Annotated in this window: 12 protein-coding genes and 1 pseudogene; 11 read left to right on the top strand and 2 right to left on the bottom strand. The window is 37.1% G+C overall.

Features of this window, described 5'->3' with window-relative positions:
* Window positions 1–63: 63 nt before the first annotated feature.
* A complete protein-coding gene (locus KO495_RS14900) occupies window positions 64–753 on the bottom strand; it encodes a single-stranded DNA-binding protein (protein ID WP_252738998.1) in 690 nt (229 codons plus the stop codon).
* A 341-nt stretch (window positions 754–1,094) separates the two neighbouring features.
* Between KO495_RS14900 and KO495_RS14895 the strand changes: the two are divergent.
* The 4 genes and pseudogenes from KO495_RS14895 to KO495_RS14880 form a co-directional block, all read left to right on the top strand.
* Window positions 1,095–1,772, top strand: a pseudogene (locus KO495_RS14895) (class I SAM-dependent methyltransferase); the annotation flags it as partial.
* Window positions 1,773–1,868: 96 nt separating this feature from the next.
* Window positions 1,869–2,342 (top strand): peroxiredoxin, encoded by a 474-nt coding sequence (locus tag KO495_RS14890; RefSeq protein ID WP_215981201.1) that lies wholly within the window; start codon window positions 1,869–1,871, stop codon window positions 2,340–2,342.
* A gap of 181 nt (window positions 2,343–2,523) precedes the next feature.
* Window positions 2,524–3,051 (top strand): non-heme ferritin, encoded by a 528-nt coding sequence (gene ftnA, locus KO495_RS14885; protein ID WP_215981200.1) that lies wholly within the window; start codon window positions 2,524–2,526, stop codon window positions 3,049–3,051.
* A gap of 104 nt (window positions 3,052–3,155) precedes the next feature.
* Window positions 3,156–4,352 carry an NAD(P)/FAD-dependent oxidoreductase gene (locus tag KO495_RS14880; protein WP_215981199.1) on the top strand — a complete coding sequence of 399 codons (1,197 nt, stop codon included), beginning with the start codon at window positions 3,156–3,158 and terminating at the stop codon, window positions 4,350–4,352.
* A 50-nt stretch (window positions 4,353–4,402) separates the two neighbouring features.
* Here the strand turns inward: KO495_RS14880 and KO495_RS14875 are convergent, their stop codons facing one another.
* Window positions 4,403–5,134 carry a transporter substrate-binding domain-containing protein gene (locus KO495_RS14875; RefSeq protein WP_252738996.1) on the bottom strand — a complete coding sequence of 244 codons (732 nt, stop codon included), beginning with the start codon at window positions 5,132–5,134 and terminating at the stop codon, window positions 4,403–4,405.
* Window positions 5,135–5,470: 336 nt separating this feature from the next.
* Between KO495_RS14875 and KO495_RS14870 the strand changes: the two genes are divergently transcribed.
* From KO495_RS14870 to KO495_RS14840, 7 genes are all read left to right on the top strand, one after another.
* Window positions 5,471–8,860 carry a hybrid sensor histidine kinase/response regulator gene (locus KO495_RS14870; protein WP_215981197.1) on the top strand — a complete coding sequence of 1,130 codons (3,390 nt, stop codon included), beginning with the start codon at window positions 5,471–5,473 and terminating at the stop codon, window positions 8,858–8,860.
* Between the two features lie 29 nt (window positions 8,861–8,889).
* Entirely contained in the window at window positions 8,890–9,489 is a 600-nt protein-coding gene (locus KO495_RS14865; protein ID WP_215981196.1) for a Crp/Fnr family transcriptional regulator, read from the top strand.
* A 113-nt stretch (window positions 9,490–9,602) separates the two neighbouring features.
* Window positions 9,603–10,229 (top strand): NAD(P)H-dependent oxidoreductase, encoded by a 627-nt coding sequence (locus KO495_RS14860; protein ID WP_215981195.1) that lies wholly within the window; start codon window positions 9,603–9,605, stop codon window positions 10,227–10,229.
* Between the two features lie 2 nt (window positions 10,230–10,231).
* Window positions 10,232–10,708, top strand: coding sequence for a DMT family transporter (locus KO495_RS14855; protein ID WP_252738995.1), 477 nt, complete (start codon window positions 10,232–10,234; stop codon window positions 10,706–10,708).
* A 22-nt stretch (window positions 10,709–10,730) separates the two neighbouring features.
* Window positions 10,731–11,441, top strand: coding sequence for a GNAT family N-acetyltransferase (locus KO495_RS14850; RefSeq protein WP_215981194.1), 711 nt, complete (start codon window positions 10,731–10,733; stop codon window positions 11,439–11,441).
* 88 nt (window positions 11,442–11,529) lie between these two features.
* Entirely contained in the window at window positions 11,530–12,087 is a 558-nt protein-coding gene (locus KO495_RS14845) for a phosphoribosyltransferase family protein (RefSeq protein WP_215981193.1), read from the top strand.
* Between the two features lie 84 nt (window positions 12,088–12,171).
* Window positions 12,172–12,858: a 2OG-Fe(II) oxygenase gene (locus KO495_RS14840; RefSeq protein WP_215981192.1), complete on the top strand. Its 687-nt coding sequence runs from the start codon at window positions 12,172–12,174 to the stop codon at window positions 12,856–12,858.
* Window positions 12,859–12,901 lie beyond the last annotated feature (43 nt).

The following is a 12,901-nucleotide window of genomic DNA, read 5'->3' as shown; positions in this document are numbered from 1 at the left end:
CCGTGCTGATTGTGCCAAATAGTCCGTATTGGGCTTAGTGAATTTATTATAATAACAAAAGTATCATTTTTTAAATAGATGTAGCTTTATGACTTCAATAAATTGTGACTTTTGCGTGTTGCTGGTGTAGCTAAGCTTTCCTTCAATCACTAATTCATCGCCAGTAGTCGCATGTTCTGCTAAATATTGCGCTTGTTTTCCCCAAATATGTATTGCTCGCTCTATTGAAGTGGTTAACCATTCCTGCTTTTCAGTACTATAAGCATCATGCTTAATTACCACGTCTGCTTGGGTGAAATGCTTGTTATGTTCAGTAAGCATTAATTGTGGTGTAGAGGTTAACGTGGCACTACAGTGAATTTGGTTAATAGATTGAATGTAACCTTTAGGAAATTGCTGAATAAAGCTCGCATGCACAATTGCAGGGTGCTCACTGTTTGCGTCTTTACTCGTTGCAGGTTTGATATTACTTAAGTAGCCATGAACTAAAACCACATCGCCTTTGTTAGCATGAAGTAATGACTGCTCAACTAAGTCACCTTCAACTTTAACATGATGATAGCTAGTCCATTCTTTATAGGTGTTGGTTTTTTTATCTAACCATTTACTGGTAGTGGCCAGTACAATTTCAGTAATCGCAACAACTGGATTCGCTTTGTAACGAATATCGGGTTTTGCGACTAAATTACCTAATAAACTTACAGTGCAAAGTTGAGGCGAACTTTGCTGAGATATAGCGCTTGATAATGGCAAAATTGAACCTAATTAAAGATAAGTAATACATTGTATTTTAAGTATTATCGCTTTGCATTTTGAATCGAGCAAGTATTAATCGTGAAATATATTGGCTTAGTAAAAGACAAAGAAGGCCATGGCTTTTATAATGAAGCTAATATTCTAGAGTCTAATCAAAAAATCTTATCCTTTCTCGATAAGCATATAGGAAGTTAATGAGCCAAGCAGCCCCAGAGTTTAACGACAGTAAATTAACCAATATTGCTGTTGCTTATGTTGACTCAGTTGACAGCGAGCAAGCCAAACGAATTGCAGTCAAGTGGCAATTCCCTTATTTAGGTGATGTAGCTGCAGCCGCTAAACAGCCAGCATTAGATTTTTTGCTGCAAGTGAACTGTCACACCTTAGAGTTATGTAAGTTAGATGAACCAAAACTTGGCGCAATCAAAGTTGATTTTGTTGAAGGGGCTGTTGCGCATCGTCGCAAATTTGGCGGCGGTCGAGGGCAAGATATTGCTAAAGCAGTCGGTTTAAAACATGGTTTTACACCGCACGTATTAGATGCCACTGCAGGTTTGGGGCGTGACGCTTTCGTTTTAGCAAGCCTAGGCTGCCAACTTACTTTAATGGAGCGTATGCCAGTAGTTGCTGCGCTGTTAGATGACGGTATTGAACGCGCCAAATTGAATAGTGAAGTGAATGATATTGCTAATAACATGCAGCTTATTCATGCTTCATCTATTGAGAGCATGAGTTTGGCGACTACGCCCGATGTGGTTTATTTAGACCCTATGTTTCCTCATCGTGAAAAGTCAGCTGCGGTGAAAAAAGAAATGCGTATATTTCAATCACTCGTCGGTGAAGACTTAGATGCAGACAATCTACTTGAGCCAGCCTTAGCGTTAGCTAAATATCGCGTTGTTGTTAAAAGACCTAGCTATGCCCCACCGCTTGACAATAAAAAGCCTTCAATGAGCATTAATATGAAAAAAAATCGCTTTGATGTTTATGTTAAACAAGCAATTCCTAAGTTGTGATCACAAATGCTTACTAGCACTTAACAGTATTAAGCACTACCCTGTATTACTACTATTATTTTAACAAAAACCACAGACGAAAAATTAAGGTATTTTATGATCCAAGTAAACAGCGCTATGCCAGAAGGGCAATTACAGCAACGAAAAAATGGTGAAACCATTATTCACAATACCGAGGAATTATTTGCTAATAAAAAAGTCGTATTATTTGCTGTTCCGGGGGCATTCACACCAACTTGCTCTGAGACGCATTTACCAGGGTATGTGGTATTAGCGGATGAGTTTAAAGCCAAAGGGGTTGATGCCATTATCTGTTTATCAGTCAATGATGCTTTTGTGATGAATGCATGGGGTGAAGCCCAGAATGCTGAAAACATTATGATGCTAGCTGATGGTGATGGCAGTTACACGAAAGCGCTAGGGTTAACTATGGATACTGCCGCTTTTGGTGGTATACGCTCTCAGCGTTACGCTTTAATTATTGATAATGGAACAGTGAGTAGTGTTAATGTTGAAGCGCCAAAATCATTTGAAGTTAGCAAAGCTGAAGCGCTATTAGCTCTTTTATAACAAATGGCGTAATGCCAATTGTAAGTGATAAACAAGGTGTAACACGAAAGTTTAATGAAAACGATTAACATTATTAATGTATTGTTTTTATTAGTTTTTATTTATTGTGTTACATCTTTTAACTTGAGGTCGTGTTATTTTTAAGGCACAATTGCCGCAATTGAAATTATGAGGCGAACCCATGTTAAAAGCTGAAATGGTAGAAAAATTAAATCAACAACTTAATTTAGAATTTTACTCTTCAAACTTGTACTTACAAATGAGTGCTTGGTGTGAAGAAAAAGGTTTTGCAGGCGCAGCTGAATTTTTACGTAAACACGCGAATGAAGAAATAGACCACATGAATCGTTTATTTACGTATGTTAGCGAAACGGGTGCATTACCAATTATTGGTGCTATTGAGGCTCCACCTCACCAATTTGATACATTAGGGCAGTTGTTTCAATTAACCTATGAACACGAGTGTTTAATTACGGCCCGTATTAACTCACTTGCGCATGAAGCATTTACTGGACAAGACTACTCAACCTTTAACTTTTTACAGTGGTATGTTGCCGAGCAACATGAAGAAGAAACATTATTTAAAGGTATTTTAGATAAAATTAACTTAGTGGGTAACGACGGCCACGCTTTATTCTTCGTTGATAAAGACTTAGCTGAGTTGGCTAAAAGTGGTAGCACTAGCATTATGACTGGCGCAAACCCATAATAAACGGTTTTATCGACTGTAACGAAAGGGCTTAATAGCCCTTTTTTTGTATTCGCATTATAATGGCGCCATTATAAATAGCGTTTACTCATAAAGGTTTTATCTTGATCACTACAGATGTATTAATAATTGGTGCTGGCGCGGCAGGTTTAATGTGCGCTGCAACTGCGGGCTATCGTGGTAAAAGCGTTGTAGTAGTTGATATGGGTAAAAAACCTGCGCGTAAAGTGCTGATTAGTGGCGGTGGTCGTTGTAATTTTACCAATGAAAATGCCACACCAGAAAACTACCTTTGCCAAAACCCTCACTTTGCTAAATCGGCATTAAGCCGTTATTCGGCACAAGACTTCATTGATTTAGTCGATCGCCATGGCTTGAATTACCACCATAAAACATTAGGGCAATTGTTTTGTGATGACAGCGCACAAGATTTAGTTGATATTTTAATGACCGAATGTGAATGGGCTGGCGTAGAAATTAATTTGCGCAGCGAAGTATTGTCAGTAACTCCATTGCAAGACGAAAAAACATTAGGCTATATCGTAAAAACTCATGATAAAAGCTATCAATGTCAATCACTGGTAGTGGCATCAGGTGGTTTAACTATGCCTAAATTGGGCGCTTCACCAATCGGTTATAAAATTGCGGAACAGTTTGACTTGAATGTACTTGATACCGTTGCTGCACTGGTACCTTTTACCTTGCATGATCACGATAAACAGCGCTTTGATGGTTTGTCAGGCATTAGCTTGTTGACCGAAGTTACCAGCGAAAATGGCGTGATGTTTAAAGAAAATATTTTATTTACCCATCGCGGTTTATCAGGCCCTGCTATTTTACAAATATCTTCTTTTTGGCGTGCAGGACAAGCGGTAACCATTAACTTATTACCTGAGCACAAGCTCAATGAGGTGTTAATAAATTGGCAAAGTGAGCAAGGTCAGAAATCGGTTAAAAATTTACTCGCGACTTTACTACCAAAACGCTTTGTTGATGTGTTGGTTAAAGACGGCGTTATTGCTGACAAACCAATAAAGCAACTTAATCACCATGATATTTCAGCGTTAAGTGAATACTTACATGCATGGCAGATAAAGCCGAACGGCACAGAAGGTTATAGAACCGCCGAAGTAACTTTAGGTGGTGTTGATACCGATGAACTATCGAGCAAAACCTTTGAAAGCAAAAAACAAACAGGCTTATTTTTTATTGGTGAAGTGATTGACGTTACTGGTTGGCTCGGGGGCTATAATTTTCAATTTTGCTGGGCAAGTGGTTATGCTTGCGGACAAGCTGTTTGATTATTGTTACTACACAATTATTTAATGTTTAGACTGTTCAGGTTTTGATATTACATATCAGGGAAGTTGTTGGAGGAGTACAAATCAAATATTTTGTCATAACGGCCACTTTGTTTCAGTGCTTTTAAGCCTTTATTGAACAAGTCTTTAATATGCTCTTCACGAAATAAAATACCATTAGGGCTTTTACCAAAGAGTGGGAATTTATCGACTAGCTTAGAGGTATCTATATTACTTTCGCTTGCAACTTTAAGGCGGTAATAATCAAAAATGTGCTGATCTATTTGTATTACTTCAAAACGCTCCAAAAACAATAGCTCTACTTGTAATTCTTGACTATTGTTTTCCCTATATAAAGGGTTTTTCTTAGCCATTTCAGCATAAGCCCCCCCCAAATGTTCTACAGCTCCTTGCCAAGACATCACTGAATGTGACACTAAGTCGTTAAGGTGAGAGAATTGAAAGTGATTTTTTTTGAGCGCATAAGCAAAGTTTTCGTAGGCGTAAGCTTCATCAGACAAGAAACCCTCAAGCTTTTCTATGGCTAATGTCTTTTCATTAATATCGCATACGGCATCAACATCCTCAAATTGGTAAGATTTTATTCGTCGAGCATAAGGGTAATAAAGCATTTCCAGCTCATAGCCAGCAGGTGCTAATGCTTCTTGTATGAGAGAAAAAATGATCCCATTATTTTTTTCGGGCATTACCCAAGGAGCAAGCGCATCTCCACAGGCAATAGTAATCTTTTTACCTGCTAGACACGAAAAGGAACTTAACAAACTAATAGCTAATATAAATAAATGTAATCGCATAGATATACAGTAGTTATTTTAATAAAAATAAAACATGAAATAACTATAGTCGAATAAAGTAATGGTGTGTTGAATATTTTAATTAACTAATGCTATCAAAAACAAACAGCTAGTGTTTTTGGAAAGTTCGAAAGTAGTGTTTTGCTAAAGGTATGCGATATCGCATTAATTAATGCCTTACTTTAGTTAGCAAATCATGCATTTGAGGTTATAGTTAATACTTCATAAAGGTATCAATTATGTATAGTGCTAAAGTAAGCAAAGTAGAGAGTCAGTACCTATAAATTACTTACAAGGGAAAGAATGAATATAAAAACTCCTGAAAATACGAGTAAGTTATTAATACCATTATTGGTTATTATTTTCGCAGTTGCGGTAGGAATAATTTTAAAGGTTCAGGATAATAAGCTAATTAGCACTTTGGAAAAATCGATAGCTAATCAATTAAGTGACACTTTTCGAGAGCAAAAAAACGTTTTTGATGACTTCATAAATACCCAACACCTCCATTTATCTTTTCTGTTAGATACACCTCCTATACAAGGAATAAGCCGTGCACAGCGAAATAATGGCATTGATCCTGTTGATGGTACTAAAACTGATATTTGGGCGACAAGGTTGTCCATTATATTTACATCGTTAGTGAGTAATTACCCTGCAATTTCGCAAGTGAGGCTAATTGACGCCAAAACTGGCTTTGAATTAGTACGCGTTGATAAAATAGGTCAAAATATAAAACGTATTCCTCAAGCTAAACTACAAAATAAAGGGTCCACTGAATACTTTAAAGAAACTATTAAGTTAGCCGAGCGAAGTATTTACACATCAGAGCTTAACCTTAACCGTGAAAATGGTGTTATAGAATACCCGATTAAACCTACTATTCGTTTTGCGGTACCTGTTTATAATGATGATAATGATTTGTATGCTTTCGTCATTACCAATGTATTGGTTGCAGACTTGTTGAAAGAGTTACAAAGTATTAGTGGTGCTGCGAAAGCCAATTTTTCTATGTTAGATCAAGATGGCAACATTATTGAGCATACTGACGAGCGTTATATATTTACTAAAGACTTAGCACCAGAGCTGTCTTGGGAGCGGTTGTTTAAGAGTGAGCCTTGGCATCAATATCCCCTTAAACTAATTTACTATGAGAATGGACAAAATAGATTTATTTCACTGTTTAGAGATCTACGATTTGCTCCTATTAGCAGTGGTGGTGCTACGCAATTTACTTTTATCAATTCAATTAGTGAGAGTGATTTTGACGAATTATTATTGGAAAAGCGCTTAGCCAACTTGGGATACTTTTCTATCATTTTTGTTATTTTTATCATTATTACCCTAATTTTACTGTTTTATATTAAAAGCGCTGCACAGTTAAAGAAAACCCGTACCGAATTTGCTGCGATTATTCATGGTGCATCAGATGGCATTATTGCTATTAATAAAAAATATGAAATTGAAAGTTATAATACGGCCGCGGCTGATTTTTTTCCTGAGTTAAACCGATCTAAAATAGGTTTACCTCTAACAGACGTGATTGATTTTATTGAGGAGTTTAAGGAGTCGTTGGCATTTCCAGCTTTAATTGAAAGTGACAATCATCATTTTACTATTAAAGCGTCAAATAATAAGGATGTACTGCGTGTTAAATTTTCTCAAATAGTCGATGAGAATAATCAAACTATAGGCACTGCTTTATTTATTCAGGATATTTCAGAACAACTTAAATACGAACAAGAGATTAAAGATATTAATGCTTCTTTAGAAGAACAAATAACAGAACGTACTGCGGAATTAGAAAAAGAGCGTAAAAATGCTATTAATGCCTCTAATATTAAAAGCAAATTTGTTTCAACAATTAGCCATGAAATGAGAACTCCATTAAATGGTATTTTAGGTTCATTAGATTTAATTTCACAAGAGCCGCACTCAGAGCATGTTGGTTCGTTATTAACAATGATGGACTCAAGTGCTAATTCACTCGCGGTGTTAATTAATGATGTTTTGGACCTGTCAAAAATAGAAGCAGGCAAGCTAGAAATTACCGAAGACGAATGCAATGTCATCAACTTAATTGAAGATAGCGTTATTGCACTTTCACCCCAAGCGGTGAGTAAAGGAATTGATTTAGATGTCGATATAACCGCAGTACAATATAGCCACTTAAATACAGATGCTGGTCGACTGATACAAATACTAAATAATTTAATTGGTAATGCCTTGAAGTTTACTTTGCATGGTGGTGTTTATGTTGCCGCGCGTACTTCTTTAGTTGCTAATAAAGTGAGGTTAGAGGTCGAGATAATAGATTCTGGTATTGGTATCGCTAAAGAGAATCAGCAGAAACTCTTTCAATCTTTTGCACAAGAAAATAACACTATTGCCTCAGAATTTGGCGGTACGGGATTAGGGTTATCTATTAGCAAGCAGTTATGTGAATTAATGGACGGTGATATTTCTGTAGTATCAGAGAAAGGAAAAGGAAGTACTTTTTCTTTTTATATCGATTGTGAAATGGTTAATGCGCAGCTAATTAATAATGTTGGTGTTTTAAACGGAGAATCATTTCAGTTATTTTTATGTAGCCCATTTTTAGAGAAAAAGTGGGCTAATGTTGTCCGTTTACTTGGTGGGACTATTGTGAATGAGCAAGCACAATATTTAATTGTTGATTGTCATCATGCTCAATATCAACATATTAAAGAGGATGAAAAAACACTCGCTAACACTATTTTGCTTTCTCGACATTTAGAAAATCATGGTCATATCAAGCACTCTCTGGCTTTTTTGAACCGCCCAACAAAATTACTCTCCGTTTTACGACTATTTTCTAGTGATACTGCTTTGTTAGATATGTTCAAGCCAGAGCAGCCCCTTAATGAAAATATTGATTACCCTAACTTAGCTCATAAAACATACTTGGTTGTTGATGATAATTATATTAACGTTAAAATTGCCAGCCATTTACTTGCGGCGGTAAATGCTAAGGTTATTGTTGCTAATTCTGGCGTTGAGGCACTTGAGAAACTGATTATTGCCGCACAAGACGGTGTGTTTATTTCTGCGGTGTTGATGGACTGTCAAATGCCAATTATGGATGGTTATGAGGCAACGAGTCGCATTAGAGCTGGTGAAGCAGGTGATTCTTATATTACTACGCCTATTATTGCGCTCACCGCTAATGCTATGTCAGGGGAGCGTGAAAAATGTTTAGCGCTAGGTATGAGTGAATATTTAACAAAACCTATTGAGAGTAATCGCCTGTACTCTATCTTAAACGATTTTATTGACCCCGATACTCTTGCTCAGCAAAACAGTCAAATAAATAAAAATAATAATGCTGTAGGCGCAGTAGATACTCCCTTATCTCTAGATAAAGCCGATGCGTTAGAGCGCCTGCTTGGCGATGAAGCGCTTTATACTAGCTTGCTCGATATGTTTATTGAAGATACTCCAGAGATGCTATCCACATTAAGGAAGAATATTGAGGAACATGATCTTGCTTCTATTAAAGAGCTTAGTCATGAACTTAAAGGGGTGGCAGGTAATATTGGTGCGACCAAATTACAAGTTATTTTACGTGATATTGAAAGTGCAACGAAACAAAGTGATTTATTGCATTGTCAGCAACTTATTAATGAGTTAGATATTGAATATCAAAAACTTATTACTATTGTTGAAGGTTAGTTATTTATTTAATTCGCGATAAATTAGTTATGTCATCAGCATATCAGCATTTACAAACAACCCTTAACCAGTACTACGCTTTATCAGATAAAGCGTGGCAGGCTTACTTGGCGTGTTGTTCAATAAAAGAAATAGCCAAAGGGGAAGTATTATATAGCCTAGGTGAACGCCCAAAAAGCTTTATGTTTATTCACCAAGGTTTAATGCGCGCTTACGTTATTGATGACGACGGCCATGAATATAATAAAAATTTCTTTGCAGAAGGCCGTTTCCCTGGCTGTATGAGTGCTTTACTTAACGGTGAGCCAACTACAATTGCGATTGAAGCCGTGGAGCGTTGTCAGGTGGTTGAAATTAACCATCAACAATTCAGAGCTGCGCTATTTAATGACTCGGACTTAATGGCTTTTCATATTCACTATCTTGAAAAGCACTGGCTATTAGAAAAAGAGCCTAAAGAAATAAGTTACTTACAATACGAAGCCAAAGCGCGTTACCTCAAGTTTTTAGCTAACTATCACACCTTATTACCACGTTTACCTCAATACCATATTGCTAGCTATTTAGGTATAACAGCCACTCAACTAAGTCGAATTAAAAAAAGCCTATCTACAGCATCACTAACCTGAGTTCAGGTTAACCATTTGAAATAAATTGCTTGTTTTAGCTTATATCAACATATGTAAAGGCATCAGTATTTTAACTTTCGTAAACTACAGACATAGTCACTTGGAGATATACTATGTCATTAATCAATGCCCTTAATTGGCGTTATGCCGTAAACGAATTTTCGCCACAAACCCTATCACAAACGCAGCTTTCTGGTTTAATTGAAAGTGTTCGTTTAGCCCCAGCTTCATACGGAATTCAGCCATATAAACTTATTGTTATTACGCGCGACGAGGTTAAGCAGGCTTGTTTAACCCATAGTTATGGCCAAAATAAAGTCGTAAACTGTTCGCATTTATTAGTATTTGCTCATCAGACTGAAGTGACGACAGCTAATATTCGTCACTTTATTGCGCAGTTAGCGCTGACGCAGAATAAACCTGTGAGCGTATTACAGCAGTATCAAACTCAAATTGAGCATGATTTATTAAGCCGAACAGCACTGCAACAAAGCCAATGGGCTGAACAACAATGTTATATCGCTTTAGGCACCTTACTCACTTATGCCGCTGCTAATGAAATTGATGCTTGCCCCATGACTGGGTTTGATAGCGTAGGTATTAACCAAGTTCTTAAGTTACACGAACAAGGGTTAAGTGCTGCTATTTTATGTCCCGTGGGTATACGTGCCGCAGATGATAGTAGCGCGCAACGACCTAAACACCGTTTAACGCGCGATCAACTTGTTATGAGCATGTAATAATGATGAATATTTGCATTGGGCTAGCTTTTTCTGCAGGTGTTTGTATTGCTATACAAGCAGCAATGAATGCACAGCTTGGTAAACTGCTACATAACAGTTTAATCGCAACAAGTTATGCATTTTTGAGTAGCTTTTTATTGGTGTCGCTATTGGTACTTTATTTAGGGGGGAGCAAGCAGATTTTCTCTGACCAAAGTACTATGTTGGTATCGCTCAGTAAGAATATGAGTACTGTACCTTGGTATTTGTGGTTGTCTTTTATTTTTAGTGTGATTGGCGTCGGGAGTTTTTATTTTTTAATCCCTAAAATGGGCGTTGGCAATATGATGAGTTATGCCCTGACCGGACAAATACTAATGGCGATGTTAATCAGTCACTTTGGATTATTTGATAGCCCAGTGAAAATAATGTCATTAGATAAACTGATAGGCACAATATTGCTGGTGATAGCTATTGTGCTCATTAACAAGGAATAACTAATAAATAAGGAATAAATTTATGAAGGAACTAGATCGTAATTTAGCTAACCTAAATCAGTTTTGGCAGCAATTAAATGCCAGTCATAAAGAGGGTATTTTCAGCCATCAAAGCTGGCCTTATAAACAATGGCAAGCCGATTTTACTTTACCTAATAAAGCACTTACCGAAATTTTATTAACGGATAGTAACCAAGGCAATGTTTTTACTACTGTTGATCAGAGTGATTTACCTTTAATAGATTTCAAGCTTAAAAGCCATTTAGTGGTGATGACTTTAAAAATGAATAATGTCAGCGAACACTCAGCTACCCACAGTGATGGTGTTGAAGAAAATGGCGTAGTTATTAAAAAGCTGAATAAAGATGATAGTGCTTTATGTTGGGCTGAGGCTTGTGGTTTAGCATTCGGCTATGACATTGATGCTAATGTTGTACAAGGCTTGCTAAAGGATACTAATACGAGTGTATTAGCTTATATCATTAACGGCGAAATTGCAGGAACTGCGATTAGCTACCAAAGCGGTGATACCTTAGGTATTCACCAACTTGGTACCGTACCTAATTATAGAAAAATGGGCGTAGCAGCAAAGCTAATGACGTATTTACTTAAACAAGCACAAGATAATGGCTGCCATTATGTGAGTTTGCAAGCCTCCCAAGCGGGTTTACATTTATATGAAAAAATGGGCTTTAAAGCCCTCGCCAAATTAAACAGCTGGGTAAGAGAGTAATTTACCTGAGCTAAACGCATGAATAATTGTTTATAGTTTACTTAGTCAGTTATTATGGTTGGTTATTTACACTGAGGAAATACCATTAATGAACAAAGTATTTATTAGCGCGCAGCAACTGATGGAAGACTCTTTTCGGCTGGCGGCTAAAGTATATCAAGATGGCTTTCGCCCACAATTCATTATTGGTATTTGGCGTGGTGGTGCGCCTATAGGTATTGCGGTACAAGAGTATTTTGACTTTAAAAAAGCCAGTGCAGATCATATAGCAGTGCGTACTTCATCTTATCAAGGTATTAATCAACAAAAGAAAGAAATCACGGTGCATGGACTGCATTATATTGTGGAACAAGCCAACGCCGATGACAGTATTTTAATTGTCGACGATGTTTTTGATTCTGGGCAGAGCGTACAAGCGCTTATTACACAGTTACAACTACAAATGCGTAAAAACATGCCGCAAGACTTACGTATTGCATGCCCTTGGTTTAAGCCACAAAACAACAAAGTGGCTCTAATCCCAGATTATTACTTACACGAATCTGACGAGTGGTTAGTGTTTCCACACGAAATTTCAGGGTTAACTCCTGATGAAATAGTAAATGGTAAGTCTGATTTAGCAAATGTTTTGCATTTATTTGAATAATTCTTGTGGTGATACGCATTAAAACTCACCAGTTTTTTATTCTAATGATACTATGGCGCACTTTCCCTTTTTTAAGTCAACAGCATGTTGCTTCAACCCCAATTTACGGTCGATACTGATAGTACCAATACCTCGCTTTTTGAATCAATTTCAGATGATATTAGTACTAAAGGTTATAGTATTCGCCCTTATGCATTACCTGAACATTTAGCGCAGCTATTATTAGAGCAGGTCACCGAATTACCTGAACAGCAGTTTAAGCGAGCGGGTATTGGCAGGGCACAAGATCATATTATTAATGACTTTGTTCGCACTGACGAGATATGTTGGATTACCGGAAACTCTGTTGCAGGGAGCGCTTGGATAAAATGGACACAATCATTGCAAGCGTATTTAAATCGGCGCTTATTTTTGGGGTTATTCTCATTTGAAAGTCATTTTGCGCATTATGCTAAAGGTGATTTTTATAAAAAGCATAAAGATGCATTTACCGGCGAAGGAAACCGTGTTTTGTCTGTGGTGGTTTATCTGAATCAACATTGGCTTGCCGATAATGGCGGAGAACTAGTGATTTATGATGACAAGCAAATCAACAGCGGGATTATTGATGATCATATTATTAAGGTAACGCCAAGTTTTGGCACTATGGTCGTTTTTTTAAGTGAGGAATTTCCGCATGAAGTATTACCTGCTAAATGTGATCGCTACTCTATTGCAGGGTGGTTCCGCTTAAATAATAGCATTGCTAATAATATTGACCCACCAAGTTAGCGGTAATAGGTTAAATAACCTGATCTCGGCTTAACAAATGTTT

The organism is Colwellia sp. D2M02, from assembly GCF_018860755.1.
In the GTDB taxonomy this organism is placed as follows: domain Bacteria; phylum Pseudomonadota; class Gammaproteobacteria; order Enterobacterales; family Alteromonadaceae; genus Colwellia; species Colwellia asteriadis.
The sequence above is the reverse complement of the archived record's forward strand: the minus strand, read 5'-3'. Positions and strand labels throughout refer to the sequence as shown.

What these genes read in the sequence shown, in the direction of transcription:
- KO495_RS14890 (WP_215981201.1), top strand. Translation starts at nt 1,869, where the DNA reads ATGATCCAAGTAAACAGCGCTATGCCAGAAGGGCAATTACAGCAACGA.
- ftnA (WP_215981200.1), top strand. Translation starts at nt 2,524, where the DNA reads ATGTTAAAAGCTGAAATGGTAGAAAAATTAAATCAACAACTTAATTTA.
- KO495_RS14870 (WP_215981197.1), top strand. Translation starts at nt 5,471, where the DNA reads ATGAATATAAAAACTCCTGAAAATACGAGTAAGTTATTAATACCATTA.
- KO495_RS14865 (WP_215981196.1), top strand. Translation starts at nt 8,890, where the DNA reads ATGTCATCAGCATATCAGCATTTACAAACAACCCTTAACCAGTACTAC.
- KO495_RS14860 (WP_215981195.1), top strand. Translation starts at nt 9,603, where the DNA reads ATGTCATTAATCAATGCCCTTAATTGGCGTTATGCCGTAAACGAATTT.
- KO495_RS14855 (WP_252738995.1), top strand. Translation starts at nt 10,232, where the DNA reads ATGATGAATATTTGCATTGGGCTAGCTTTTTCTGCAGGTGTTTGTATT.
- KO495_RS14850 (WP_215981194.1), top strand. Translation starts at nt 10,731, where the DNA reads ATGAAGGAACTAGATCGTAATTTAGCTAACCTAAATCAGTTTTGGCAG.
- KO495_RS14845 (WP_215981193.1), top strand. Translation starts at nt 11,530, where the DNA reads ATGAACAAAGTATTTATTAGCGCGCAGCAACTGATGGAAGACTCTTTT.
- KO495_RS14840 (WP_215981192.1), top strand. Translation starts at nt 12,172, where the DNA reads ATGTTGCTTCAACCCCAATTTACGGTCGATACTGATAGTACCAATACC.